Annotated in this window: 21 protein-coding genes; 7 read left to right on the top strand and 14 right to left on the bottom strand. The window is 70.8% G+C overall.

Translation table 11 applies throughout. From position 1 onward, the window contains the following. The 7 genes from ABT116_RS00465 to ABT116_RS00435 all read left to right on the top strand — a co-directional run. The coding region (locus tag ABT116_RS00465) for a M48 family metalloprotease (protein WP_502983799.1) at positions 1-349 on the top strand (349 nt) is incomplete at its 5' end. Positions 350-489: 140 nt separating this feature from the next. Beyond that, a complete protein-coding gene (locus ABT116_RS00460) occupies positions 490-1,278 on the top strand; it encodes a GntR family transcriptional regulator (protein WP_170320979.1) in 789 nt (262 codons plus the stop codon). 33 nt (positions 1,279-1,311) lie between these two features. Further along, positions 1,312-1,539, top strand: a complete 228-nt coding sequence (locus ABT116_RS00455; RefSeq protein ID WP_003992261.1) for a 4Fe-4S dicluster domain-containing protein — start codon at positions 1,312-1,314, stop codon at positions 1,537-1,539. Between the two features lie 15 nt (positions 1,540-1,554). Next, the gene (locus ABT116_RS00450; RefSeq protein ID WP_351625678.1) at positions 1,555-2,901 is read left to right on the top strand and encodes an ABC transporter substrate-binding protein; all 1,347 of its coding nucleotides are present in this window, start codon (positions 1,555-1,557) and stop codon (positions 2,899-2,901) included. After that, positions 2,898-3,776 carry an ABC transporter permease gene (locus tag ABT116_RS00445; RefSeq protein WP_351625676.1) on the top strand — a complete coding sequence of 293 codons (879 nt, stop codon included), beginning with the start codon at positions 2,898-2,900 and terminating at the stop codon, positions 3,774-3,776. Before ABT116_RS00450 ends, ABT116_RS00445 begins: the two co-directional genes overlap by 4 nt. Continuing rightward, positions 3,760-4,653, top strand: a complete 894-nt coding sequence (locus tag ABT116_RS00440; protein ID WP_351625673.1) for an ABC transporter ATP-binding protein — start codon at positions 3,760-3,762, stop codon at positions 4,651-4,653. Before ABT116_RS00445 ends, ABT116_RS00440 begins: the two co-directional genes overlap by 17 nt. A gap of 11 nt (positions 4,654-4,664) precedes the next feature. Further along, a complete protein-coding gene (locus ABT116_RS00435) occupies positions 4,665-7,481 on the top strand; it encodes a fumarate reductase/succinate dehydrogenase flavoprotein subunit (protein ID WP_502983798.1) in 2,817 nt (938 codons plus the stop codon). Between the two features lie 44 nt (positions 7,482-7,525). Here ABT116_RS00435 and recQ read toward each other — a convergent pair whose 3' ends face one another. The 14 genes from recQ to ABT116_RS00365 form a co-directional block, all read right to left on the bottom strand. Then, positions 7,526-9,625 (bottom strand): DNA helicase RecQ, encoded by a 2,100-nt coding sequence (recQ, locus tag ABT116_RS00430; protein ID WP_351625664.1) that lies wholly within the window; start codon positions 9,623-9,625, stop codon positions 7,526-7,528. 205 nt (positions 9,626-9,830) lie between these two features. Beyond that, on the bottom strand, positions 9,831-11,480 hold the full coding sequence (gene nuoN, locus ABT116_RS00425; RefSeq protein ID WP_351625661.1) for an NADH-quinone oxidoreductase subunit NuoN: 1,650 nt from the start codon (positions 11,478-11,480) through the stop codon (positions 9,831-9,833). Next, positions 11,477-13,048: an NADH-quinone oxidoreductase subunit M gene (locus tag ABT116_RS00420; RefSeq protein WP_351625658.1), complete on the bottom strand. Its 1,572-nt coding sequence runs from the start codon at positions 13,046-13,048 to the stop codon at positions 11,477-11,479. Before ABT116_RS00420 ends, nuoN begins: the two co-directional genes overlap by 4 nt. 5 nt (positions 13,049-13,053) lie before the next feature. Further along, a complete protein-coding gene (nuoL, locus tag ABT116_RS00415; RefSeq protein WP_351625656.1) occupies positions 13,054-15,018 on the bottom strand; it encodes an NADH-quinone oxidoreductase subunit L in 1,965 nt (654 codons plus the stop codon). A 15-nt stretch (positions 15,019-15,033) separates the two neighbouring features. Then, on the bottom strand, positions 15,034-15,333 hold the full coding sequence (gene nuoK / locus ABT116_RS00410; RefSeq protein ID WP_003992252.1) for an NADH-quinone oxidoreductase subunit NuoK: 300 nt from the start codon (positions 15,331-15,333) through the stop codon (positions 15,034-15,036). Then, a complete protein-coding gene (locus tag ABT116_RS00405; RefSeq protein WP_351625654.1) occupies positions 15,330-16,172 on the bottom strand; it encodes an NADH-quinone oxidoreductase subunit J in 843 nt (280 codons plus the stop codon). The genes nuoK and ABT116_RS00405 overlap by 4 nt, the downstream gene beginning before the upstream one ends. Beyond that, entirely contained in the window at positions 16,169-16,834 is a 666-nt protein-coding gene (gene nuoI / locus ABT116_RS00400) for an NADH-quinone oxidoreductase subunit NuoI (protein WP_351625651.1), read from the bottom strand. Before nuoI ends, ABT116_RS00405 begins: the two co-directional genes overlap by 4 nt. Continuing rightward, complete coding sequence (gene nuoH / locus ABT116_RS00395) at positions 16,827-18,203, bottom strand: NADH-quinone oxidoreductase subunit NuoH (RefSeq protein WP_351625688.1); 1,377 nt, start codon at positions 18,201-18,203, stop codon at positions 16,827-16,829. Before nuoH ends, nuoI begins: the two co-directional genes overlap by 8 nt. A 20-nt stretch (positions 18,204-18,223) precedes the next feature. After that, positions 18,224-20,728, bottom strand: coding sequence for an NADH-quinone oxidoreductase subunit G (locus tag ABT116_RS00390; RefSeq protein WP_351625648.1), 2,505 nt, complete (start codon positions 20,726-20,728; stop codon positions 18,224-18,226). Further along, positions 20,725-22,071: an NADH-quinone oxidoreductase subunit NuoF gene (nuoF, locus tag ABT116_RS00385; RefSeq protein ID WP_390991821.1), complete on the bottom strand. Its 1,347-nt coding sequence runs from the start codon at positions 22,069-22,071 to the stop codon at positions 20,725-20,727. The genes ABT116_RS00390 and nuoF overlap by 4 nt, the downstream gene beginning before the upstream one ends. Then, positions 22,071-22,931 carry an NADH-quinone oxidoreductase subunit NuoE gene (gene nuoE, locus ABT116_RS00380; RefSeq protein ID WP_351625644.1) on the bottom strand — a complete coding sequence of 287 codons (861 nt, stop codon included), beginning with the start codon at positions 22,929-22,931 and terminating at the stop codon, positions 22,071-22,073. Before nuoE ends, nuoF begins: the two co-directional genes overlap by 1 nt. Continuing rightward, positions 22,928-24,250 carry an NADH-quinone oxidoreductase subunit D gene (locus ABT116_RS00375; protein ID WP_053669589.1) on the bottom strand — a complete coding sequence of 441 codons (1,323 nt, stop codon included), beginning with the start codon at positions 24,248-24,250 and terminating at the stop codon, positions 22,928-22,930. Before ABT116_RS00375 ends, nuoE begins: the two co-directional genes overlap by 4 nt. Further along, positions 24,247-24,987 (bottom strand): NADH-quinone oxidoreductase subunit C, encoded by a 741-nt coding sequence (locus ABT116_RS00370; protein ID WP_351625641.1) that lies wholly within the window; start codon positions 24,985-24,987, stop codon positions 24,247-24,249. The genes ABT116_RS00375 and ABT116_RS00370 overlap by 4 nt, the downstream gene beginning before the upstream one ends. Further along, a complete protein-coding gene (locus ABT116_RS00365; RefSeq protein ID WP_007383964.1) occupies positions 24,984-25,538 on the bottom strand; it encodes a NuoB/complex I 20 kDa subunit family protein in 555 nt (184 codons plus the stop codon). The genes ABT116_RS00370 and ABT116_RS00365 overlap by 4 nt, the downstream gene beginning before the upstream one ends. Positions 25,539-25,540: the final 2 nt, after the last annotated feature.

Genomic DNA, 25,540 nt, shown 5'->3' with positions numbered 1-25,540 from the left:
GCTGCTGCACCTGTCCACCGCCCTGGCCACCGGCTTCCCCCGCATCCCGCTGTTCGCCCACTTCTGCGACCAGACCCACCGCCTGGTCGAACTGGCCGCCGACGACACGGCCTCCCGCCGCTGCGGCCACCTGACCACGGCCCTGGCCCTGATCGAGCTCAACCAACACCGCGGTGTCCTGTCCTGCGCCTCCAGCCACCGCCTGCTGGGCGAGCGGGTCGACCGGCTCCTGGAACCGCCGCCCCGGCTGGGCCGCCGGCACCGGGCCCTGACCACCACGACGGCGGCGCTCGTGCCGCTGCTGCCCCTGCTGATCGCGTTCGCGCCGGGCCTGACGGCGCTGTCGTAGCCGCACCGGCCGGGCGGTCGGTGGCGGATCCGGTCGGGGGACGGCCAAACGGCCAGCTCATTCGTCGGGCGCGTCACATTCCCGGTGGCGCAACATTCCTGCAACACCACTTTTCCTATCGGATAGGTATGGTCCGAACCATGCCCAGTGACCGCATCCGAGACCACGCCGGACAGGGAGCCGCGACCACCGTCGCCGCCCACCGCGCGCGGCGACGGCTGCGCGCCGACCGGGCACGGCAGCTGGCGGACCTGCTCCGGCGACTGCTGCTCACCGGTGCCTTCCCCGACGGGGTCCTCCCCCACGAGTCGACCCTCGCCACCGAGTACGGCGCGAGCCGCAACACGGTCCGCGAGGCACTCGACCTGCTGCGGGCCGAGGGCCTCGTGGAGCGTCAGCCCGGTGTCGGCACCGTGGTCGTGGCCCACAAGTACCCCCACGGCCTCGACCGCCTGATGGGCCTCGCGGAGACCCTCCGCGAACACGGCCGGGTCACCAACGAGGTCCGCACCATGGGCCCCGCCCCGGCACCCGCCCCGGTCGCCGACCGCCTCGGGCTCGCACCCGGCACCGACGTCCTCTACATCGAACGCCTGCGCAGGCTCGGCGGACTGCCCCTGTCCCTCGACCTCACCTACATCCCCCTCGACATCGGCACCGAGCTGCTCGGCGCCGATCTGGAGAACACCGACGTCTTCCGCCTCCTGGAAGCCGTCACCGGCCAGCGCCTCGGCCACGCCGAGATCACCCTGGAAGCGGTCAGCGCGGACACCCACTCGGCCGCCGTGCTCGAGGCCCCGCGCGGCGCCGCCGTCCTCATGCTGGAACGCCTCACCCACCTCGCGGACGGCCGCCCGGTCGACCTGGAGTTCATCCGTTTCCGCGGCGACCGCATCACCATGAGCGGCCTGCTGCACCGGAACCGGTAACCAACCCGCTCGCGCACATCCCTGGAGACAGCCATGCCCTTGGCGCCCCAGCGGGCCGACGTGCCCGTGACCATCGACGAGTCGAAGTGCATCGACGGCTGCACGCTCTGCGTGGACATGTGCCCGCTGGACTCCCTCGCCATCGACGAGCGCAACGGCAAGGCGTACATGCATGTCGACGAGTGCTGGTACTGCGGCCCGTGCGCGGCTCGCTGCCCCACCGGAGCCGTCACGGTCAACATGCCCTATCTGCTCCGGTGAGAGGCCCGAACCATCATGAAGCGCACAGTCGTCGCTATATCCGCCGTCGTCCTCCTGCTCCCGCTCAGCGCCTGCGGAGGTGACGCGGAGGCGGGCAGCGGCTCCACGGTCACCGTCACCGTCGGCTACCAGTCCAGAACGATCAACACCGTCACGGCGGGCACCCTGCTCCGCTCCCTCGGCTCCTTCGAGAAGCAGCTCAACGCCCTGCACGACGGCGTCCACTACAAGGTCGACTGGCAGGACTACGCCACCGGCGCCCCCATCACCGCCCAGATGACCGCCGGGAAGATCGACATCGGCTCGATGGGAGACTTCCCGCTCCTCATCAACGCGGCCCGCGGCAAGCAGCTGAACAGCCCCACCCGCCTGGTCTCGGTCACCGGCTACAACCTCCGCGGCGGCCTCAACACCATCGTCACCGCGCCGGATTCCAAGCTGAGCTCCCTGAAGGACCTGAAGGGCGAGAAGGTCTCCACGAGTGTCGGCTCGGCCGCCGACGGCACGCTCGTCCGGGCCCTGCAGCGGGCCGGCATCGATCCGAACAGCGGCATCGAGAAGCTCAACCAGCAGCCCTCCGTCGGCGCCTCCGCCCTCGCGGCGGGCAGCACGGACGCCCTGTCCCAGTTCGTCGCCTGGCCCGGCCTGCTCGCCTTCCAGGGCAAGGCGAAGGCGATCTACGACGGCGCCCGGCTGAACCTGCCCACCTTCCACGGGGTCACCGCCCGCGAGGACTTCGCGAAGAAGCGTCCGGCCGTGCTGGAGGCGTTCCTGAAGGCCCAGGCGGAGGCGACCGACTACCTGAACGAGCACCCGGTGGAGGCCGCCGAGAAGGTCGCGAAGGCGACGGGCCTGCCCGCCGAGGTCGTCTACCTCTACAACGGCGATCACGGCATCGCCACCTTCGACCCGGCCATCAAGCCCCAGCTCGTCTCCGCCCTGAAGCAGGACGTCTCGATCCTCAAGTCGGCGAAGCTCACCGGGGACGTGGACGTCGACTCCTTCGTCGACGACCAGTACGTGAAGAAGGCCCTCGGCACGGCGGCGTACACCAGGCATCTCGCCACGAAGCCCGCACCGGCCGCGAGCGAGGCCTGGCCCAAGGGCGCCTCCAAGACCGTCACCTTCGACTCCCCCTCCAAGCTGCTGCGTTACGTCGCCGGGCACCGTGACGACCTGCGCGCCGCCTACGTCCCCGACACCACCACCGGCACCCTCTGGTTCGCCGACAAGGCCGTGTGGGTGGCCGACGGCGACAAGCTGCTGCCCTTTGTCGCCCCCGACACCGCGCAGGCGTACATCGCCGGGCACGGCGGAGCACGGGTCGTCTCCTACGCCGACGCTCTGGAGCAGGCATCGTGAGGCGGTATGCGCTCCGCGTCCTGTCGCTGGTCGCCGCCCTCGGCCTGTGGCAGGCGCTGACCAGCTGGAACATCGACCTGTGGCTGCGCTTCTCGCAGTTCCCGACGGTCACCGACGTCGCCCGGGCCTTCGCCGCCCGGGTGTCCGGGCCGGACTACTGGACGGACCTCACCGACAGCCTCACCCGGATCCTCACCGGCTTCCTGCTGGCCGCCGTCCTCGGTGTCGCCACGGGCGTGCTCGTGGCGCGCTCGCGTCTCGCCGAGGACCTGCTCGGCCCGGTGCTGGAGGTGATCCGCCCGATCCCGGCCATCGCCCTGGTGCCCGTCGCGATCCTGCTGTTCCCCTCCAACGAGCAGGGCATCGTCTTCATCACCTGCACCGCCGCCTTCTTCCCGGTCCTGGTCTCCACCCGGCACGCGGTGCGCGCCCTGACGCCCGTGTGGGAGGAGGCCGTGCGCACCATGGGCGGCGGCCGGTGGCGGATCCTCGGCTCGGTCGTCCTGCCGGGCGCCCTGCCCGGCGTGTTCGGCGGCTTGTCCGTCGGCATCGGCGTCTCGTGGATCTGTGTGATCTCCGCCGAGATGATCTCCGGCCAGTACGGCGTCGGCTACCGCACCTGGCAGGACTACACCGTCGTCGACTACCCCGGCGTGTTCGTCGGCATGGTCACCATCGGCGTGCTCGGCTGGCTCACCTCCACGGCCGTGGAACTCCTGGGCCGCCGGCTCACCCGCTGGCTGCCCCGCACCGCGTACGTGCCCGGTGCCCGGCCGCCACGGCCCAACCGGTCCGTGAAGACGGCACCGGCCGCCCCCGCCGCCGTCCCCGGCGGGGTCCGATCCGAGGAGGCACGCGATGAGCACCTCGTCTGAGACCGTCCCGAACACCCCGCCCGGGGCTGCCCCGGGCACCTCGTCCGGGACCGACCGGAACGCCTCGTCCGGGACCGACCGGAACACCTCGTCCGGGGCCGTCCGGAACGCCTCGTCCGAGACCGTCGCCGACGCCGCCCCCGTGCGCGGCACCCGCCTCAGCCTCACCGGCGCCTCCCTCGGCCGCCCGGGCGCGACCGCCCTGGACCAGGTCGACCTGGACATCGCCCCCGGCGAGATCCTCACCGTCGTCGGCCCTTCGGGCTGCGGCAAGTCGACCCTGCTGCGCACCCTGGCCGGCCTGCTGTCGCCGCTCGCCGGCGAGATCGCCCAGGACGGGCAGCCGCTGACCGGCCCGTCGGCCGACCGGGCCCTGGTCTTCCAGGAGGACGCCCTGCTCCCCTGGCGCACCCTGCGCGCCAATGTCGAACTCCCCCTCGCCATCCGCGGCATGCCCCGCGCCGAGCGCCGGGAGCAGGCCCAGGCCTGGCTGGAGCGGGTCGGACTCGGCTCGCAGGCACGGCAGTTGCCGCACCGGGTCTCCGGCGGGCAGCGCCAGCGCGTCCAGCTGGCCCGCGCCCTGTCCGGACGCCCGCGCGCCGTCCTGATGGACGAGCCGTTCGGCGCGCTCGACGCGCAGACCCGCGCGGGGATGCAGGACCTGCTGGTGGAGGTGCTCCAGGGCACGGGCGCCACCGTCGTCTTCGTCACCCACGACGTGGACGAGGCCCTGTTCCTCGGCGACCGCGTGGCCCTGCTCGGCGCGGGCGGCCTCGTCGCCGTCCGGGACATCCCCCGCCCGCGCGAGCGCGGCGCGCACGACGACCCGGCGCGCGTGGCCCTGCGGCGCGACGTCCTCACCTCGCTCGGTACGTGAAAGGCACCCCGGTGACCACCTCCGTGAACCCCCCTGCGGACACCCCCCTGGCCGTCCCGTCCCTCGCCGACGCCGAGGAACTGACCTGCGACGTCCTCGTCATCGGCGGCGGCACCGCCGGCACCATGGCCGCCCTGACCGCCGCCGAGCACGGCGCGGACGTGCTGCTGCTGGAGAAGGCGCACGTCCGCCACTCCGGCGCGCTCGCCATGGGCATGGACGGCGTGAACAACGCGGTCATCCCGGGCCGGGCCGAACCCGACGACTACGTCGCCGAGATCACCCGCGCCAACGACGGCATCGTCGACCAGTCCACCGTCCGCCAGACCGCCACCCGCGGCTTCGACATGGTGCAGCGGCTGGAGTCCTACGGCGTGAAGTTCGAGAAGGACGAGCACGGCGACTACTCCGTCCGCCAGGTGCACCGCTCCGGCTCCTACGTGCTGCCGATGCCGGAGGGCAAGGACGTCAAGAAGGTCCTGTACCGGCAGCTGCGGCGGCGCGAGATGCGGGAGAGGATCCGCATCGAGAACCGGGTCATGCCGGTGCGTGTCCTCACCGCCGGGGGGCAGGCCGTGGGGGCGGCCGGCTTCAACACCCGCACCGGGCAGTTCGTCCAGGTCCGCGCGGGCGCGGTGATCCTCGCGACCGGCGCCTGCGGCCGCCTCGGCCTGCCGGCCTCCGGCTACCTCTACGGCACCTACGAGAACCCCACCAACGCGGGCGACGGCTACGCCATGGCCTACCACGCGGGCGCCGAGCTCACCGGCATCGAGTGCTTCCAGATCAACCCGCTGATCAAGGACTACAACGGCCCGGCCTGCGCCTACGTCGCCAACCCCTTCGGCGGCTACCAGGTCAACCGGCACGGCGAACGCTTCGTCGACTCCGACTACTGGTCGGGCCAGATGATGGCCGAGTTCGCGGCGGAGGTCGCCTCCGACCGGGGCCCCGTCTACCTGAAGCTGAGCCATCTCCCCGAGGAGTCGGTCTCGGCCCTGGAGACGATCCTGCACTCCACCGAGCGCCCCACCCGCGGCACCTTCCACTCCGGCCGCGGCCACGACTACCGCACCCACGACATCGAGATGCACATCTCCGAGATCGGCCTGTGCGGCGGCCACTCCGCCTCGGGCGTCCGCGTGGACGACCACGCCCGCACGACCGTGCCCCGCCTGTACGCGGCCGGCGACCTGGCCTGCGTGCCGCACAACTACATGATCGGCGCGTTCGTCTTCGGTGACCTGGCGGGCGCGGACGCCTCCCAGTACTCGCCGTACGAAGGGGAGTTGCCGGGTGACCAGCTGCGCGAGGCGCACGAGCTGATCTACCGCCCGCTGCGCAACCCCGACGGCCCGCCGCAGCCCCAGGTCGAGTACAAGCTGCGCCGCTTCGTGAACGACTACGTGGCCCCGCCCAAGTCCGGTGCCCGGCTCTCGCTGGCCCTGGAGGCGTTCCAGCGGATGCACAGCGACATCGCCGAGATGGGCGCCCGCACCGCGCACGAGCTGATGCGCTGCGCCGAGGTCACCTTCATCCGCGACTGCGCGGAGATGGCCGCGCGCTCCTCCCTGGCCCGCACGGAGTCCCGCTGGGGCCTCTATCACGAGCGCCTCGACCACCCCCAGCGTGACGACGCGTCCTGGTTCCACCACCTCGATCTGCACAAGTCCCCCTCCGGTGCGATGGAGTTCACGGCACGGCCCGTGGCTCCCTATCTCGTGCCCGTCGACGGTTTCGACCCCGTCGGCGGTCCGTCTCGTGTCCTCGGCGAGGTGCACGCCGAGGATGTGGCCATGGCAGGCTCGCGGGACGTGGCGCCGGTCGCGGCCCCGGTGGGAACGGCGGATCCGGAGCCCACTCCGGCGCCGCAGACTTCGGTCACCGCCCCTTCCGGTGAGGAGTCCTCCGCCCGCCTGCTCGAACTCGTCGCCCTCGCCGAGGAGGAGCCCGAACTCGACGCCCTCCAGCCGTACTTGACGGACCCCGCGCCCGCCGTCCGCCGCGAGGCCGTCGCCGTGCTCACCGAGACGCTGCCGCCCGGGACGGGCACCGCGCTCGCCGCCGCACTGCGCGACACCGCCGCCGAGGTGCGTGCCGCCGCTGCCGCGTCACTGCGTGAGCTCGTGGAGACGCTCCCTGCCGAGCCCGATCTGCGTGACGGCCTCGCCGCCGCCCTGGCCGAGCCGGACCCGGTGGTCCGCGCGGCGGCCCTGGACGTCCTGCGCGCCCTGCGCCTCGGCGACGCGGCCCTGTTCGCGGACTCCCTCGCCGACTCCGACATCGCCGTCCGCATCGAGGCCGTACGCGCCCTGGTGTCGGTGGACGCCGCCGGCGAACTGGCCGGTGCGGCGGGCACCGACCCCTCCCGCGAGGTACGGGTCGCGATCGCCAAGGGCCTGGCCACGGTGAGTGCCGAGCGGCCGGCGAGTGATGTCCCTGTCGGCACCGATCCCACCGCGGGCGCGATCGAAGCGGCCCTCACCGGCCTCCTCGACGACCCCGACGCCCTGGTGCGGGCAGCGGCCTACGGAGCACTGGGCACCACCGGCTGCCCGGCGCCCCTCACCGCACGCGCCGTGGCCGCCCTGTCCGAGTCGGCCTGGCAGGTGCGGGCCGGAGCCGCGACGGCCCTGTCCGTCGCCGACCCCGACGTGGCGGTCCCCGCCCTCGCCAAGGCCCTGGCCGACACCAACGCCGATGTCCGCAAGGCCGCCGTCCTGGCGCTGACCCGGCACCGCACCACCGAGGAGGCCCGGGCGGCCCTCGCCACGGCGACGACGGACTCCGACGCGGATGTCAGGGCGTACGCGGGACGGGCGCTGTGACCGGGCTGGCCCGAAGACCGGTCTGACCCGGCAGGAGCCCGGCCCTATATCCAGTCGTCGGGCTCCGGCTCCTCGTCCATCTCCGGCCAGTGGTCCGGCTCGCCCGCGCCACGGCCGGGGGCGTGAGCCGGAGCCGGGCCGGGGTCCTGGGCCGGGGCCGGGCCCGCTGCCGGAACCGGTCCGCCCAGGGTCGCCAGAACCCCGAGCACGCCCTCCCCGTACGTCGCCAGCTTCTTCTCGCCGACCCCGCTGATCCCGCCGAGCTCCCCCACCGACGTCGGCCAGACCGTGGCGATCTCCCGCAGGGTGGCGTCGTGGAAGATCACGTAAGCCGGGACGCCCTGTTCACGGGCCTGTTCGGCGCGCCAGGCGCGCAGCGCCTCGAACGCCGGCTGCAGCTCCTCGGGCAGCTCGGCGGCGACCGCCTTGCCCTTGCGCTCGCCCCGCCCGGAGCCGGAGGACGAGGACCCCGACCGGGAGGTCACCGGCTTCTTCGGCTCCTTGCGCAGCGGTACGTCCCGCTCCCGCCGCAGCACCGCCCCGCTGGCCTCGGTCAGCACCAGCGTGCCGTACTCGCCCTCCACCGCGAGCAGCCCCTGGGCGAGCAACTGCCTTATGACGCCCCGCCATTCGGCCTCGGACAGCTCCTCGCCGATGCCGAACACGGACAGCTGGTCGTGGTCGAACTGGATGACCTTGCCGGTCCGCTTCCCCAGCAGGATGTCGACGATCTGCACCGCGCCGAACTTCTGTCCGCGCTCCCGCTGCAGCCGGACGACCGTCGACAGGGCCTTCTGCGCCGCGATCGTGCCGTCCCAGGTCTCCGGCGGGGTCAGGCACGTGTCGCAGTTGCCGCAGCCGGACGCGTCCGGGTCCTGGCCGAAGTAGGCGAGGAGCTGGCCCCGGCGGCACTGGGCCGTCTCGCACAGCGCCAGCATCGAGTCCAGGTGGGCCTGGGCCCGGCGCCGGAAGGCCTCGTCGCCCTCGCCGGACTGGATCAGCTTGCGCTGCTGGATGACGTCGTTCAGCCCGTAGGCCATCCAGGCCGTCGAGGGCAGCCCGTCGCGGCCGGCCCGGCCCGTCTCCTGGTAGTAGCCCTCGACCGACTTGGGCAGGTCGAGGTGGGCGACGAAGCGGACGTCCGGCTTGTCGATGCCCATGCCGAAGGCGATGGTCGCCACCACGACCAGGCCCTCCTCGCGCAGGAAGCGGGACTGGTGGGCCGCACGCGTGCCCGCGTCCAGGCCCGCGTGGTACGGCACCGCCTCGATGCCGTTGCGGCTGAGGAACTCGGCGGTCTTCTCGACCGAGTTGCGCGACAGGCAGTAGACGATGCCCGCGTCGCCCGCGTGCTCCTCGCGCAGGAAGCTCAGCAGCTGCTTCTTCGGATCCGCCTTGGGCACGATCCGGTACTGGATGTTGGGCCGGTCGAAGCTCGCCACGAAGTGGCGGGCCGTCGGCATGTTCAGCCGCTGGGTGATCTCCTGGTGTGTCGCGTGCGTGGCCGTCGCCGTCAGCGCGATCCGCGGCACGTCCGGCCAGCGCTCGCCGAGCAGGGACAGCGCCAGGTAGTCGGGCCGGAAGTCGTGGCCCCACTGGGAGACGCAGTGCGCCTCGTCGATCGCGAAGAGGGAGATCTTGCCGCGGGAGAGCAGATCGAGCATGCTCTCCAGCCGCAGCCGCTCCGGTGCCAGGTACAGCAGGTCCAGCTCACCGGCGAGGAACTCGGCCTCGACCATCCGCCGCTCGTCGAAGTCCTGCGTGGAGTTCATGAACCCGGCCCGCACGCCGAGCGCCCGCAGCGCGTCCACCTGGTCCTGCATCAGGGCGATCAGCGGGGAGACGACCACACCCGTACCCGGCCTGACCAGGGACGGGATCTGATAGCACAGCGACTTGCCGCCACCGGTCGGCATGAGCACGACGGCGTCGCCGCCCGCCACGACATGGTCGATGACGGCTTCCTGCTCGTCACGGAAGGCGTCGTAACCGAAGACCCGGTGCAGCGCGGCCAGCGCCTCGCTCGCGTCGGCGCCGAGGGGCCCGGCGGGGCCGCCGCCCGCGCCGATCCCGGCCCCGGTCACCCCGGCTCCGGTCACCGCGTCCAGTTCCGTCATCACACCCGTCCCGCCCGTAGCGCCCATCGTTGCGTCCCCCGTGCGTCGCGCCTCGACCACTGCGTCCACCATAGGCGCCCGCACCGACAGCCCCGGAGTTATCCACAGGTCCCGCCCGACGGATACGACACCCAGACATGCGTTCGACTGAGCCCGGTGGCAGCCCGCCCGGAAACGCCGTGGGACCCGGCTCCCGAAGGAGACCGGGTCCCACCCAGGCGTTACGGGGCGGTCAGCGCACGAACACCCCCGCCTGCCCCGCCAGATCCAGGAAGTACTGCGGCGCCACACCGAGCACCAGCGTGACGGCCACGCCGACCCCGATCGCCGTCATCGTCAGGGGCGACGGCACCGCCACCGTCGGTCCCTCCGGCCGAGGCTCGCTGAAGAACATCAGCACGATGACGCGGATGTAGAAGAACGCCGCGATCGCCGACGAGATCACACCGATGACGACGAGCGGGGCGGCCCCGCCCTCCGCCGCCGCCTTGAACACGGCGAACTTCCCGGCGAAGCCGGACGTCAGCGGAATGCCCGCGAAGGCCAGCAGGAACACCGCGAACACCGCCGCCACCAGCGGGGACCTGCGCCCGAGCCCCGCCCACTTGGACAGGTGCGTCGCCTCGCCCCCCGCGTCACGGACCAGGGTCACCACCGCGAAGGCACCGATCGTCACGAACGAGTACGCGGCCAGGTAGAAGAGGACGGACGAGACACCGTCGGGCGTGGTCGCGATGACACCGGCGAGGATGAACCCGGCGTGCGCGATCGACGAGTACGCCAGCAGCCGCTTGATGTCGGTCTGCGTGATGGCGACGATCGCGCCGCCCAGCATGGTGACGATGGCCACGGCCCACATGACCGGCCGCCAGTCCCAGCGCAGGCCCGGCAGGACGACGTAGAGCAGCCGCAGCAGCGCGCCGAACGCCGCCACCTTCGTCGCCGCCGCCATGAAGCCGGTCACCGGCGTGGGAGCGCCCTGGTACACGTCCGGCGTCCACATGTGGAACGGCACCGCGCCCACCTTGAACAGCAGGCCCATCACCAGCAGGGCGGCGCCGATCAGCAGCAGCGCGTCGTTGCCCATGGTGCCGGCGAGCGCCGGGTTGACGTCCTGCACGGTGCCGTCGACGACCTGCGCGATCGTCGCGTACGACATCGAGCCCGCGTAGCCGTAGAGCAGCGCGATGCCGAACAGGGTGAACGCGGAGGCGAAGGCGCCGAGCAGGAAGTACTTGACCGCCGCCTCCTGTGACATGAGCCGCTTGCGGCGGGCCAGCGCGCACAGCAGGTACAGCGGGAGGGAGAGGACCTCCAGCGCCACGAACAGCGTCAGCAGGTCGTTGGCCGCCGGGAAGATCAGCATGCCGGCGACCGCGAACATCAGCAGCGGGAACACCTCGGTGGTGGTGAACCCGGCCTTGACCGCGGCCTTCTCGCTGTCGCTGCCCGGCACGGACGCGGCCTGCGCGGCGAAGGAGTCGACGCGGTTGCCGTGCGCCTCCGGGTCCAGGCGCCGCTCGGCGAAGGTGAACAGGCCCACCAGGGCCGCGAGCAGGATCGTGCCCTGGAGGAACAAGGCGGGTCCGTCGACGGCGATCGCGCCCATGGCCGCGATGCGCGCCTTGGTCGTGCCGTACCCGTCGGCCGCGAGCGCCACGACCGCGGCGAAGGCGGCCACGAGGGCGACGACGGACACGAACATCTGGGCGTAGTAGCGCGATTTCCGCGGGACGAACGCCTCGATGAGGATGCCGATGATCGCCGCACCGACGACGATCAGGGTCGGCGACAGCTGGCCGTACTCGAACTTCGGTGCGTCGATCTTGGTGATCGGATCGGCCGCGGTTGTCCACAGGCTGTGGACGGCTGTTGCGCTCACTTGGCCGCCTCCACCTCGGGCTGGGGGTCCTTCTTCTGTACGTCGGACATGGTCTGTTTGACCGCCGGATCGATGATCTCCGTGACGGGCTTCGGGTAGACGCCCAGGAAGATCAGCAGGACGACCAGCGGGGCGACGACCACGAGCTCACGGACCCGCAGGTCCGGCATCGCGGAGACCTCCGGTTTCACCGGGCCCGTCATCGTCCGCTGGTAGAGGACGAGGGTGTAGAGCGCGGCGAGGACGATGCCGAAGGTGGCGATGATGCCGATCACCGGATAGCGCGTGAAGGTGCCGACCAGGACCAGGAACTCACTGACGAACGGCGCCAGCCCCGGCAGCGACAGCGTCGCGAGGCTGCCGATCAGGAACGTGCCGGCGAGCACCGGGGCGACCTTCTGCACTCCGCCGTAGTCGGCGATGAGCCGCGAGCCGCGCCGGGAGATCAGGAAGCCCGCCACCAGCATCAGCGCGGCCGTCGAGATGCCGTGGTTGATCATGTAGAGCGTCGCGCCGGACTGGCCCTGGCTGGTCATCGCGAAGATGCCCATGATGATGAAGCCGAAGTGGGAGATCGACGCGTACGCCACCAGCCGCTTGATGTCCCGCTGGCCGACCGCGAGCAGCGCCCCGTAGATGATGCTGATCAGGGCGAGGACGAGGATCGCGGGCGTGGCCCACTTGCTGGCCTCCGGGAAGAGCTGGAGGCAGAAGCGGAGCATCGCGAAGGTGCCGACCTTGTCGACGACCGCCGTGATGAGCACGGCGACCGGTGCGGTGGACTCCTGCATGGCGTTGGGCAGCCAGGTGTGCAGCGGCCACAGCGGCGCCTTCACCGCGAAGGCGAAGAAGAAGCCGAGGAACAGCCAGCGTTCGGTGTTGGTCGCCATGTCGAGCGTGCCGTTGGCGCGGGCCTCGGCGATCTCCTGGAGCGAGAAGTTCCCGGCGACCACGTACAGGCCGATCACCGCGGCCAGCATGATCAGACCGCCGACCAGGTTGTAGAGGAGGAACTTGACGGCCGCGTACGAGCGTTGTGTCGCCGCCGCCTTCTCGCCGTGCTCGTGGGCACGGTCCCCGAAGCCGCCGATGAGGAAGTACATCGGGATCAGCATGGCTTCGAAGAAGATGTAGAAGAGGAAGACGTCGGTGGCCTCGAAGGAGAGGATCACCATCGCCTCGACGGCCAGGATCAGGGCGAAGAAGCCCTGCGTCGGCCGCCACCGGCTGCTGCCGGTCTCCAAGGGGTCGGCGTCGTGCCAGCCCGCGAGGATGATGAACGGGATCAGCAGGGCGGTCAGCGCGATCAGCGCCACCCCGATGCCGTCCACACCCAGTTCGTAGCGGACGCCGAAGTCGGCGATCCAGGCGTGGGACTCGGTGAGCTGGTAGCGGTCGCCGCCCGGGTCGAAGCGCACCAGGACGGTGACCGCCAGGGCGAGCGTGGCGAGCGAGAAGATCAGCGCCAGCCACTTGGCCGCGGTGCGCTTCGCGGCCGGTACGGCGGCGGTGGCGATCGCCCCGACGGCCGGGAGTGCCGCTGTCACTGTCAGCAGAGGAAAGGACATCGGTATCAGACCGCCCTCATCAGCAGGGTCGCGGCGACGATGACCGCCGCACCCCCGAACATCGAGACCGCGTAGGAGCGGGCGAAGCCGTTCTGCAGCCTGCGCATCCGCCCGGAGAGGCCGCCGACCGAGGCCGCCGTGCCGTTGACGACGCCGTCGACCAGGGTGTGGTCGACGTAGACCAGGGACCGCGTGAGGTGCTCGCCGCCGCGGACCAGGACGACGTGGTTGAAGTCGTCCTGGAGCAGGTCGCGCCGGGCGGCCCGGGTGAGCAGCGAGCCGCGTGGGGCGACGGCCGGGACCGGGCGGCGGCCGTACTGGGCCCAGGCGATGGCCACGCCGATGATCATGCAGGCGACGGTCGCGCCGGTGACCACGCCCGCGCTGATCGGCGGGTTGCCGTGGCTGTGTCCGGTGATCGGCTCCAGCCAGTGCATGAACCGGTCGCCGATGCTGAAGAACGCGCCTCCGGCCACCGACCCGACGGCCAGCACGATCATCGGGACCGTCATGACCTTCGGCGACTCGTGCGGATGCGGCGGGGTGTACTCGCCGCGCGTCTCGGCGGCGGGCTCCACGTCCGGCGTGGCCGGGGACGGCGTCGGGGCGTTGCGCCAGCGCTCCTCGCCGAAGAACGTCATCAGCATCACGCGCGTCATGTAGAACGCGGTGATGGCCGCGCCGAGCAGGGCGCAGGCGCCGAGGATCCAGCCCTCGGTGCCGCCCTTGGCGAACGCCGCCTCGATGATCTTGTCCTTGGAGAAGAACCCGGACAGGCCCGGGAAGCCGATGATCGCCAGGTAGCCGAGGCCGAAGGTGACGAAGGTGACCGGCATGTACTTGCGCAGTCCGCCGTAGCGGCGCATGTCGACCTCGTCGTTCATGCCGTGCATGACCGAGCCGGCGCCGAGGAACAGCCCGGCCTTGAAGAAGCCGTGCGTCACCAGGTGCATGATCGCGAAGACGTAGCCGATGGGGCCGAGGCCGGCGGCGAGGATCATGTAGCCGATCTGCGACATGGTCGAGCCGGCCAGGGCCTTCTTGATGTCGTCCTTCGCGCAACCGACGATCGCACCGAACAGCAGCGTGACCGCGCCGACGATGGTGACGACCAGCTGCGCGTCCGGGGCGCCGTTGAAGACGGCTGCGGAGCGGACGATCAGATAGACGCCCGCCGTCACCATCGTCGCGGCGTGGATGAGGGCCGAGACCGGGGTCGGGCCCTCCATCGCGTCCCCGAGCCAGGACTGCAGCGGCACCTGGGCGGACTTGCCGCAGGCGGCGAGGAGCAGCATCAGCGCGATCGCGGTCAGCTTGTCCTCACCGGCGGCACCGGCGAGCCCGGCCTCACCGTGGCTGCCGAGCACCGGCCCGAAGGCGAAGGAGCCGAACCACAGGAACATCAGCATGATCGCGATGGACAGGCCCATGTCGCCGACGCGGTTGACCAGGAAGGCCTTCTTCGCGGCCGTGGCGGCGCTGGGCTTGTGCTGCCAGAAGCCGATCAGCAGGTAGGAGGCGAGACCGACGCCCTCCCAGCCGACGTACAGCAGCAGGTAGTTGTCGGCGAGGACGAGGATCAGCATCGCCGCGAGGAACAGGTTCAGATAGCCGAAGAAGCGGCGGCGCCGCTCGTCGTGCTCCATGTACCCGACGGAGTACAGGTGGATCAGCGATCCGACGCCCGTGATCAGCAGCACGAACGTCATGGACAGCTGGTCGAGCTGGAAGGCGACGTCCGCCTGGAAGCCCTCGACCGGGATCCAGCTGAACAGGTGCTGGCTCAGGACGCGGCTCTCGGCGTCCCGGCCCAGCATGTCGGTGAACAGCACCAGGCCGAGCACGAAGGAGACGGCCGCGAGCGCGGTGCCGAGCCAGTGGCCGACGGCGTCCAGCCGCCGCCCGCCGCACAGCAGGACCGCCGCTCCGAGCAGGGGCGCCGCCACCAGCAGCGCAATGAGGTTCTCCACGATTCTTCCGACCCCTTACAGCTTCATCAGGCTGGCGTCGTCGACCGAGGCCGAGTGGCGGGCACGGAACAGGGACACGATGATCGCGAGCCCGACCACGACCTCGGCGGCGGCGACGACCATCGTGAAGAAGGCGATGATCTGGCCGTCGAGGTTGCCGTGCATCCGGGAGAAGGCGACGAACGCGAGGTTGCAGGCGTTGAGCATGAGCTCGATGCACATGAACACGACGATCGCGTTGCGCCTGATCAGCACGCCGGTGGCGCCGATCGTGAACAACAGGGCCGCGAGGTACAGGTAGTTGACGGGGTTCACTTCGACGCCTCCTCGGACCGCTGGAACTTCGCCGGCCCGACCGCCCTGCGCTCGAGACGCTCCTCGGACCGCTGCTCCAGGGCCTTGAGGTCGTTGAGCGCCTCCCGCGACACGTCGCGGATCTGGCCGCGCTCGCGCAGGGTCTTGCTGACGGTGAGGTCGGACGGGGTGCCGTCGGGCAGCAGGCCCGCGATGTCGACCGCGTTGTGCCGGGCGTACACACCGGGCGCCGGCAGCGGCGGCAGGTACTTGCCCTCGCGCACGCGCTCCTCGGCGAGCTCCCGCTGCGTCTTGGCCCGCTCGGTGCGCTCGCGGTGGGTGAGCACCATGGCGCCGACGGCGGCCGTGATGAGCAGGGCGCCGGTGATCTCGAACGCGAAGACGTACTTGGTGAAGAGAAGGGCGGCGAGGCCCTCCACGTTGCCCCCGGCGTTCGCCTGGCCAATGCCGTTGAACTCCGTCAGGGACGCGTTGCCGATGCCGCCGATCAGCAGGACACCGAAGCCGAGCCCGCACAGGGCGGCCAGCCAGCGCTGGCCCTTGATGGTCTCCTTCAGGGAGTCCGCCGCCGTGACGCCGACGAGCATCACCACGAACAGGAACAGCATCATGATCGCGCCGGTGTAGACGACGATCTGGACGACGCCCAGGAAGTAGGCGCCGTTGGCGAGGTAGAACACCGCCAGGATGATCATGGTCCCGGCGAGGCAGAGCGCGCTGTGCACGGCCCTCTTCATCAGGATGGTGCACAGGGCGCCGATCACCGCGACGGTGCCGAGGATCCAGAACTGGACGGCCTCTCCGGTGGAGGTGGAGTAGGCGGCGAGCTGGGCGGTCATCGGCCGATCACTCCCTCCGACGCCGGTTCCGCCCCGCCGAAGGTCGAGTCGGCCTCCTGCACGACCTCGCCCTTGGAGTGGGCGACCTGCCGCTCGGTGCCGGGCGCGGCCTCCGTCACCAGACCCCGGTAGTAGTCCTGTTCGTCCGTACCCGGGTAGATGGCGTGGGGCGAGTCGACCATGCCGTCCTCGAGACCGGCGAGCAGCTGCTCCTTGGTATAGATGAGGTTGGCCCGGCTGGAGTCGGCCAGCTCGAACTCGTTGGTCATCGTGAGCGCCCGGGTGGGGCAGGCCTCGATGCACAGGCCGCACAGGATGCAGCGGGCGTAGTTGATCTGGTAGACGCGGCCGTACCGCTCGCCCGGCGAGTAGCGCTCCTCGTCGGTGTTGTCCGCGCCCTCCACGTAGATCGCGTCGGCGGGGCAGGCCCAGGCGCACAGTTCACAGCCGACGCACTTCTCCAGGCCGTCCGGATGGCGGTTGAGCTGGTGCCGGCCGTGGAAGCGCGGAGCCGTGGTCTTCTGCTGCTCCGGGTACTGCTCGGTCAGCCGCTTCTTGAACATGGCCTTGAAGGTCACGCCGAAGCCGGCCACGGGGTTCTGGAAACCGGGCTTGGTGTCCTTCGGTTCCTCAGCCTTCGAACGCTCGAGTTCCTCAGCCATCGGACGCCTCCTTTCCATCCGTAGATCCGCCCACAGATCCGTCACTGTGAGTATCGGGCCCGCCACTGACAATCAGCTCCCGCTCACGGCGCGAGCGGCGGCGCGGGACCGGCGGTAGTTCCTGTCCGGGCAGCGGCGGTACGGGGAATCCGCCCGCCATCGGGTCGAAGGCGGCCGGGGTCTCGGCCGGCACTTCGGCCTTCTTGGCCTTCTCGCGGAACATGTCGGCGACGAAGGAGAGCAGCAGCAGGGCGAGGACGCCGCCGCCCACGTACAGGGCGATGTCGGCGAAGTCGTAGCCCTCGTTCCGGAAGGCCCGCACACTCGCGACGAGCATCAGCCACACCAGCGAGACCGGGATGAGGACCTTCCAGCCGAGCTTCATCAGCTGGTCGTAGCGGACGCGCGGGAGGGTGCCGCGGATCCAGATGAACATGAACAGCAGCAGCTGGACCTTGACCGTGAACCAGAGCAGCGGCCACCAGCCGTGGTTGGCGCCCTCCCAGAAGGTGCTGATCGGCCAGGGGGCGCGCCAGCCGCCGAGGAACAGCGTGGTGGCGACGGCCGAGACGGTGACCATGTTGACGTACTCGGCGAGCATGAACATCGCGAACTTGATCGACGAGTACTCGGTGTTGAAGCCGCCGACCAGGTCGCCCTCGGACTCCGGCATGTCGAAGGGGGCGCGGTTGGTCTCGCCGACCATCGTCACGATGTAGATGATGAACGAGACCGGCAGCAGCACGATGTACCAGCGGTCGGCCTGCTGCTCGACGATCGTCGACGTCGACATCGACCCCGAGTAGAGGAAGACGGAGGCGAAGGCGGCGCCCATCGCGATCTCGTAGGAGATCATCTGCGCACAGGAGCGCAGGCCGCCCAGCAGCGGGTAGGTCGAGCCGGAGCTCCAGCCCGCCAGGACGATGCCGTAGATGCCGACCGAGGCGACCGCGAGGATGTAGAGCATCGCGATCGGCAGGTCGGTGAGCTGCATCGTGGTGCGCTGGCCGAAGATCGAGATCTCGTTGCCGGCCGGGCCGAAGGGGATCACCGCGATCGCCATGAAGGCCGGGATCGCCGCGATGACCGGCGCGAGGACGTACACCGCCTTGTCCGCGCGCTTGACGATCACGTCTTCCTTCAGCATCAGCTTGATGCCGTCGGCGAGCGACTGGAGCATGCCCCAGGGGCCGTGCCGGTTGGGGCCGATGCGCAACTGCATCCAGGCGACGACCTTGCGCTCCATGACGATGGAGACCAGCACGGTCACCATCAGGAAGGCGAAGCAGAACACCGCCTTGATGACGACCAGCCACCAGGGGTCGGTGCCGAACATCGAGAGGTCTTCAGCGGCGAGGTACGGGCTCATGCCGCCGCCTCCTTGGGGGCTCATGCCTCCACCTCCTTGGGGGCCTCGCCGGCGAGCGTCGCCGGGCCGATGCGGACGAGGGAGCCGGGCCGCGCCCCGGTGTCGGAGGCGACGCCGCCGCCGGTGGAGTTGAGCGGCAGCCACACCACCCGGTCGGGCATGTCACTGATCTGGAGCGGGAGTTCCACGACTCCTCGCGGACCGGTCACCGCGAGCAGGTCGCCGTCCTTGACGCCCGCCTCGGCGGCCGTCGGGGCCGACACGCGCGCGCGTGCGGCGTGCCGGGTTCCGGCGAGCGCCTCGTCGCCCTGCTGGAGGAGGCCCTGGTCGAGGAGCAGCCGGTGCCCCGCGAGTACGGCTTCCCCGGCGGCCGGCCGCGGCAGCGCGGCCGCGGTCTCCAGGGGTTCGCCGGCCCGCGGTCCGTCCCAGGCGCCGAGCCGGTCGATCTCGCCGCGCACGGTGCGCAGGTCCGGCAGTCCGAGGTGGACGTCCATGGCGTCGGCCAGCATCTGCAGCACGCGCGCGTCGGTGGGCGCGGAGCGGCGGGTCATCTGGTCGGGCTTGAGCGCCGCCTCGAAGAAGCGGATCCGGCCTTCCCAGTTGAGGAAGGTGCCGGCCTTCTCGGCGACCGCCGCGACGGGCAGGACGACGTCGGCCTTGCGGCTGATCTCGCTCGGCCGCAGTTCCAGCGAGACCAGGAAGCCCACCTCGTCCAGCGCCGCACGCGCGCGTGCCGGGTCGGGCAGGTCGGCGATCTCCACGCCCGCCACCAGCAGGGCCTGGAGTTCGCCGGTCGCGGCTGCTTCCACGATCTGGCCGGTGTCACGGCCGTAGCGGTGCGGAAGCCCCGCGACGCCCCAGACGGCGGCGACCTCGTCCCGCGCGCGCGGGTCGGTCGCCGGGCGCCCGCCCGGCAGCAGCGACGGCAGCGCGCCCGCCTCGATCGCACCCCGTTCCCCGGCCCGGCGCGGGATCCACACCAGCCGGGCACCGGTCGCGGAGGCCGTACGGGCGGCGGCGGTGAGCCCGCCGGCCACGGCCGCCAGCCGCTCGCCGACGACGATCACCGCGCCCTCGGCGCGCAACGCATCGGCGGCGAGCGCACCGTCGTCCTCCAGGCCGGCACCGCTCGCGAGCGCGTCCAGCCACTCGGTCTCGGTGCCGGGGGCCGCCGGCAGCAGCGTGCCGCCGGCCTTCTCCAGACCGCGCGTGGCGTGCGTGGCCAGGGAGTAGACCTTCTGCCCGTGCTTACGCCAGGCCTTGCGCAGCCGCAGGAAGACGCCGGGCGCCTCCTCCTCCGCCTCGAACCCGACCAACAGGACAGCCGGGGCCTTCTCCAGCGCGGTGTACGTGACACCCGTGCCGTCGAGGTCCCGGCCCCGCCCGGCGATCTGCGCGGCGAGGAAGTCGGCCTCCTCGCTGCTGTGCACCCGGGCGCGGAAGTCGATGTCGTTGGTGTCGAGCGCCACGCGCGTGAACTTGCTGTAGGCGTAGGCGTCCTCGACGGTGAGGCGGCCGCCGGTCAGGACACCGGTGCGGCCCCGGGAGGCCAGCAGCCCCTGGGCCGCGATCTGCAGCGCCTCCGGCCAGGAAGCCGGTTCCAGCTCACCCTCGGCGTTGCGCACGAGCGGCGTGTCGAGCCGGTCGCGCTGCTGCGCGTACCGGAACCCGAACCGCCCCTTGTCGCAGATCCACTCCTCGTTGACCTCCGGGTCCTCGGCGGCGAGCCGCCGCATGACCTTGCCGCGCCGGTGGTCGGTGCGCGTGGCACAGCCGCCGGAGCAGTGCTCGCACACCGACGGGGAGGAGACCAGGTCGAAGGGGCGGGAGCGGAATCGGTACGCCGCCGAGGTCAGCGCGCCGACCGGGCAGATCTGGATGGTGTTGCCGGAGAAGTACGACTCGAACGGGTCGCCCTCGCCGGTGCCGACCTGCTGGAGCGCGCCCCGCTCCACCAGCTCGATCATCGGGTCGCCCGCGACCTGGTTGGAGAACCGGGTGCAGCGGGCGCACAGCACGCACCGCTCGCGGTCGAGCAGCACCTGCGTGGAGATCGGGACGGGCTTCTCGTAGGTCCGCTTGCGGCCCTCGAAGCGGGAGTCGGCGTCGCCGTGCGACATGGCCTGGTTCTGCAGCGGGCACTCGCCGCCCTTGTCGCAGACCGGGCAGTCCAGCGGGTGGTTGATGAGCAGGAGCTCCATCACACCCTTCTGGGCCTTCTCGGCGACCGGGGAGGTGAGGTGGGTCTTCACCACCATCCCGTCGGTGCAGGTGATGGTGCAGGACGCCATGGGCTTGCGCTGGCCCTCGACCTCGACGATGCACTGGCGGCAGGCGCCGGCCGGGTCGAGCAGGGGGTGGTCGCAGAACCGGGGGATCTCGATGCCGAGCTGTTCGGCGGCACGGATGACCAGGGTGCCCTTGGGCACGCTGATCTCGGCGCCGTCGATCGTCAGTGACACGAGGTCCTCCGGCGGGACCGCCGCCGCTCCCCCGCCGGAGGGAGAGCTGGTGGTCACGGTCATGCGTTCACCTCCGTGCGGTCGGCCCAGGCCGTCGACTTGGCCGGGTCGAAGGGGCATCCCCGGCCCGTGATGTGCTGCTCGTACTCCTCGCGGAAGTACTTGAGCGAGGAGAAGATCGGCGAGGCGGCGCCGTCGCCGAGGGCGCAGAAGGACTTGCCGTTGATGTTGTCGGCGATGTCGTTCAGCTTGTCGAGGTCGGACATCTGTCCCTTGCCGGCCTCGATGTCGCGCAGCAACTGCACGAGCCAGTAGGTCCCTTCGCGGCAGGGCGTGCATTTGCCGCAGGACTCGTGGGCGTAGAACTCCGTCCAGCGGGTGACGGCACGGACCACGCAGGTCGTCTCGTCGAAGCACTGGAGGGCTTTGGTGCCGAGCATGGAACCCGCGGCGCCCACTCCTTCGTAATCAAGGGGGACGTCGAGATGCTCGTCGGTGAACATCGGGGTCGAGGAGCCGCCCGGCGTCCAGAACTTGAGGCGGTGCCCGGGGCGCATCCCGCCGCTCATGTCGAGCAGCTGGCGGAGCGTGATCCCGAGCGGCGCCTCGTACTGGCCGGGGCTGGCGACATGGCCGGACAGGGAGTAGAGCGTGAAGCCGGGCGACTTCTCACTCCCCATCGACCGGAACCATTCCTTGCCCCGCTGCAGGATCGCGGGAACCGACGCGATCGATTCGACGTTGTTCACCACAGTCGGGCACGCATAGAGGCCCGCGACGGCAGGGAAGGGGGGACGAAGCCGCGGCTGGCCCCGGCGGCCTTCGAGCGAGTCGAGCAGTGCGGTCTCCTCACCGCAGATGTACGCGCCCGCGCCCGCGTGCACGGTGATGTCGAGGTCGAGTCCGCTGTCCAGGATGTTCTCGCCGAGGAAGCCGGCCTCGTACGCCTCGCGCACGGCGGAGTGCAACCGCCGCAGCACGGGGACGACTTCACCACGCAGATAGATGAAGGCGTGCGACGACCTGATGGCGTAACACGCGATGATCATGCCCTCGATGAGGCTGTGCGGGTTCGCGAAGAGGAGCGGGATGTCCTTGCACGTCCCCGGCTCCGACTCGTCGGCGTTGACAACAAGATAGTGCGGCTTGCCGTCCCCCTGGGGAATGAACTGCCACTTCATCCCGGTGGGGAATCCCGCGCCGCCGCGCCCGCGCAGACCGGAGTCCTTGACGTACGCGATCAGGTCGTCCGGCGACATGGCGAGCGCCTTGCGCAGCCCCTCGTAGCCGTCGTGCCGCCGGTACACGTCCAGCGTCCAGGACCTGTCCTCGTCCCAGAAGGCCGACAGCACCGGTGCGAGCAGCTTCTCGGGGCTCGTGTCTTTCAGCTCGGGTGCCAAGGTCATCACTCCCCCTCCTCGGCGGTGGGCCCGGCCGGGTGGGCCGGGTCGGAGGCCGATGTGTCCTGCGGCGCGTCGTGCGAGCTCAAGTGCTCCGTCGGCGACGGCTCGTGCGGTGCGCCGGTGCGGGCCGCCTCGCCGCGCGGGTGCACCACGCGCGCGGAGGACGCCTCGCCCTTGGCGAGCTTCAGGCCGACCAGGGAGGCGGGCCCCGCGCTCCCCCCGGACTCCACGGCCCCCTCCCGCTCGTCGGGGAAGCCGGCCAGGACCCGGGCGGTCTCCTTGAAGGTGCACATGCGGGCCCCGCGGGTGGGCGTCACCGGCCGCCCGGCGCGCAGGTCGTCGACGAGGCTCTTGGCGCTGTCCGGGGTCTGGTTGTCGAAGAACTCCCAGTTGACCATCACGACCGGCGCGAAGTCGCAGGCCGCGTTGCACTCGATGTGCTCCAGGGTGACCTTGCCGTCGCCGGTGGTCTCGCCGTTGCCGACGCCGAGGTGCTCCTGGAGTTCCTCGAAGATCGCGTCCCCGCCCATCACGGCGCACAGGGTGTTGGTGCACACCCCGACCTGGTAGTCACCGCTGGGGCGGCGGCGGTACATGGTGTAGAAGGTGGCGACGGCGGTGACCTCGGCCGTGGTCAGGCCGAGTACGTCCGCGCAGAACCGCATGCCGGTGCGCGTGACATGACCCTCCTCGGACTGCACGAGGTGCAGCAGCGGCAGCAGGGCGGACCGGGAGTCCGGGTAGCGGGCGATGACCTCGCGCGCGTCCGTCTCCAGACGGGCCCGGACGTCGTCCGGGTAGGCGGGTGCGGGCAGTTCGGGCATGCCCAGGCTGACGCCCCGCTCGGAAGACGATGTGGTCACCGGTCGACGCCTCCCATCACGGGGTCGATGGACGCCACCGCGACGATGACGTCGGCGACCTGGCCGCCCTCGCACATCGCCGCCATGGCCTGCAGGTTGGTGAAGGACGGGTCCCGGAAGTGGACCCGGTAGGGGCGGGTGCCGCCGTCGGAGACGACGTGCACCCCGAGTTCGCCCTTGGGCGACTCGACCGCCGCGTAGGCCTGTCCCGGCGGGACGCGGAAGCCCTCGGTGACCAGCTTGAAGTGGTGGATCAGGGCCTCCATGGAGGTGCCCATGATCTTCTTGATGTGGTCGAGGGAGTTGCCGAGGCCGTCGGGGCCCAGCGCGAGCTGCGCGGGCCAGGCGATCTTCTTGTCGGCGACCATGACCGGGCCGGGCTGGAGCCGGTCCAGGCACTGCTCCACGATCCTCAGGGACTGGCGCATCTCCTCCAGCCGGATGAGGAAGCGGCCGTAGGAGTCGCAGGTGTCGGCGGTCGGGATCTCGAAGTCGTAGGTCTCGTAGCCGCAGTACGGCTGGGCCTTGCGCAGGTCGTGCGGCAGGCCGGTGGAGCGCAGGATCGGGCCCGTCGCGCCGAGGGCCATGCAGCCGGCCAGGTCGAGGTAGCCGACGTCCTGCATACGGGCCTTGAAGATGGGGTTCCCGGTGGCGAGCTTGTCGTACTCCGGGAGGTTCTTCTTCATCTTCTTCACGAACTCGCGGATCTGGTCCACCGCGCCGGGCGGCAGGTCCTGGGCGAGTCCACCGGGGCGGATGTACGCGTGGTTCATCCGCAGGCCGGTGATCAGCTCGTAGATATCGAGAATGAGTTCACGATCACGAAAGCCGTAGATCATGATCGTGGTCGCGCCCAGCTCCATGCCGCCGGTGGCGATGCACACCAGGTGCGAGGAGAGCCGGTTCAGCTCCATCAGGAGCACGCGGATGATCGAGGCGCGGTCCGGGATCTGGTCCTCGATGCCGAGGAGCTTCTCGACGCCGAGGCAGTACGCCGTCTCGTTGAAGAACGGCGTCAGGTAGTCCATGCGCGTCACGAACGTGGTGCCCTGCGTCCACGTCCGGTACTCGAGGTTCTTCTCGATGCCGGTGTGCAGATAACCGATTCCGCAGCGGGCTTCGGTGACGGTCTCGCCGTCGATCTCCAGGATCAGGCGGAGCACACCGTGGGTGGACGGGTGCTGCGGGCCCATGTTGACGACGATGCGCTCGTCGTCGGCGCGGGCCGCGGTCTCGACGACCTCGTCCCAGTCGCCGCCGGTGACCGTGTAGACGGTGCCCTCGGTGGTCTCGCGAGGGGAGGCGTGCGAAGTGCTCATGAGTACGACCTCCGCTGGTCCGGAGCCGGGATCTGGGCGCCCTTGTACTCGACGGGGATGCCGCCGAGGGGATAGTCCTTGCGCTGCGGAAAGCCCTGCCAGTCGTCCGGCATCATGATCCGCGTCAGGGCCGGGTGGCCGTCGAAGACGATTCCGAAGAAGTCGTACGTCTCGCGCTCGTGCCAGTCGTTCGTCGGGTAGACGGAGAACAGCGACGGGATGTGCGGGTCGCTGTCGGGGGCGCTGACCTCCAGGCGGATCACCCGGTTGTGGGTGATCGAGCGCAGGTGGTAGACGGCGTGCAGCTCGCGGCCCTTGTCGTTCGGGTAGTGCACGCCGCTGACGCCGGTGCACAGCTCGAAGCGCAGGGCCGGGTCGTCGCGCAGGGTGCGGGCGACGAGGACGAGGTGCTCGCGTTCGATGTGGAAGGTCAGCTCGTCCCGGTCGACGACCGTCCTCTCGATGGCGTTGTCCGGGAGCAGGCCCTGTTCCTCCAGGGCGCCCTCCAGCTCGTCGGCGACCTCGTCGAACCACCCGCCGTAGGGGCGGGTCGCCGGTCCCGGGAGCCGGACCGAGCGGACCAGGCCGCCGTAGCCGGTGGTGTCGCCGCCGTTGTTCGCGCCGAACATGCCGCGCTGGACGCGGATCTCCTCGCCGCCCTGGCCGCGCTGCCCGGGGAGGTTGGACGCGCTGAGGTCCTTCTCGGGGTTGGCACCGTTGCCGTTCGCGTCGCTCACCGCAGCAGCCCCTTCATCTCGATGGTGGGCAGCGCCTTGAGCGCCGCTTCCTCCGCCTCGCGGGCCGCTTCCTCGGCGTTCACGCCGAGCTTGGAGCTCTGGATCTTCTGGTGGAGCTTGAGGATCGCGTCCATCAGCATCTCCGGCCGGGGCGGGCAGCCGGGGAGGTAGATGTCGACCGGCACGATGTGGTCGACGCCCTGGACGATGGCGTAGTTGTTGAACATGCCGCCCGAGGAGGCGCAGACCCCCATGGAGATCACCCACTTGGGGTTCGGCATCTGGTCGTAGACCTGCCGGAGCACCGGCGCCATCTTCTGGCTGACCCGGCCGGCGACGATCATCAGGTCCGCCTGGCGGGGCGAACCGCGGAAGACCTCCATGCCGAAGCGCGCCAGGTCGTAGCGGCCGGCGCCGGTGGTCATCATCTCGATGGCACAGCAGGCGAGGCCGAAGGTGGCGGGGAAGACCGAGGCCTTGCGCACCCAGCCCGCGGCCTGCTCGACGGTGGTCAGCAGGAAGCCGCTCGGCAGCTTTTCTTCGAGTCCCATGA

Origin of the sequence: Streptomyces sp. NPDC002130 (genome assembly GCF_040296465.1) — a bacterium.
GTDB lineage: Bacteria > Actinomycetota > Actinomycetes > Streptomycetales > Streptomycetaceae > Streptomyces.
The sequence above is the reverse complement of the archived record's forward strand: the minus strand, read 5'-3'. Positions and strand labels throughout refer to the sequence as shown.

Excerpts from the sequence above, each read along its gene's own strand:
- ABT116_RS00460 (WP_170320979.1), top strand. The coding sequence starts at position 490 with ATGCCCAGTGACCGCATCCGAGACCACGCCGGACAGGGAGCCGCGACC.
- ABT116_RS00455 (WP_003992261.1), top strand. The coding sequence starts at position 1,312 with ATGCCCTTGGCGCCCCAGCGGGCCGACGTGCCCGTGACCATCGACGAG.
- ABT116_RS00450 (WP_351625678.1), top strand. The coding sequence starts at position 1,555 with ATGAAGCGCACAGTCGTCGCTATATCCGCCGTCGTCCTCCTGCTCCCG.
- ABT116_RS00440 (WP_351625673.1), top strand. The coding sequence starts at position 3,760 with ATGAGCACCTCGTCTGAGACCGTCCCGAACACCCCGCCCGGGGCTGCC.
- recQ (WP_351625664.1), bottom strand. The coding sequence starts at position 9,625 with ATGGGCGCTACGGGCGGGACGGGTGTGATGACGGAACTGGACGCGGTG.
- ABT116_RS00420 (WP_351625658.1), bottom strand. The coding sequence starts at position 13,048 with ATGTCCTTTCCTCTGCTGACAGTGACAGCGGCACTCCCGGCCGTCGGG.
- ABT116_RS00405 (WP_351625654.1), bottom strand. The coding sequence starts at position 16,172 with ATGACCGCCCAGCTCGCCGCCTACTCCACCTCCACCGGAGAGGCCGTC.
- nuoI (WP_351625651.1), bottom strand. The coding sequence starts at position 16,834 with ATGGCTGAGGAACTCGAGCGTTCGAAGGCTGAGGAACCGAAGGACACC.
- nuoH (WP_351625688.1), bottom strand. The coding sequence starts at position 18,203 with ATGAGCCCGTACCTCGCCGCTGAAGACCTCTCGATGTTCGGCACCGAC.
- ABT116_RS00390 (WP_351625648.1), bottom strand. The coding sequence starts at position 20,728 with ATGACCGTGACCACCAGCTCTCCCTCCGGCGGGGGAGCGGCGGCGGTC.
- nuoF (WP_390991821.1), bottom strand. The coding sequence starts at position 22,071 with ATGACCTTGGCACCCGAGCTGAAAGACACGAGCCCCGAGAAGCTGCTC.
- ABT116_RS00375 (WP_053669589.1), bottom strand. The coding sequence starts at position 24,250 with ATGAGCACTTCGCACGCCTCCCCTCGCGAGACCACCGAGGGCACCGTC.
- ABT116_RS00365 (WP_007383964.1), bottom strand. The coding sequence starts at position 25,538 with ATGGGACTCGAAGAAAAGCTGCCGAGCGGCTTCCTGCTGACCACCGTC.